Genomic DNA, 277 nt, shown 5'->3' on the forward strand with positions numbered 1-277 from the left:
GTCCCGTTGCGGGCGTCCGTCCGATCCGGTTGCTGCCCTGGTTGCAGGTTGTCAAAATAGGCGGGCGTTCCATCATGGACCGCGGTGCCGAAGCCATTCTTCCCATTGTGGCGGAGCTCCGCAAACTGCTGCCCGAGCACCGCCTGCTTATTTTGACCGGTGCTGGCGTGCGGGCCCGCCACCTCTATGGTGTTGGCCTCGACCTCGGCCTGCCGGTTGGCTCACTGGCCCCACTTGCTGCCAGCGAGGCGGGTCAGAATGGCCATATTCTCGCCTC

At 64.6% G+C, this 277-nt stretch carries 1 protein-coding gene; it reads left to right on the plus strand.

All coding sequences use genetic code 11. From position 1 onward, the window contains the following. Positions 1 to 74 precede the first annotated feature (74 nt). A partial coding sequence (locus tag ACZ3HG_RS23505; RefSeq protein WP_465334756.1) for a hypothetical protein occupies positions 75 to 277 on the plus strand: 203 nt, incomplete at its 3' end.

This window comes from Erwinia sp. PME.40.26/001, from assembly GCF_055556675.1.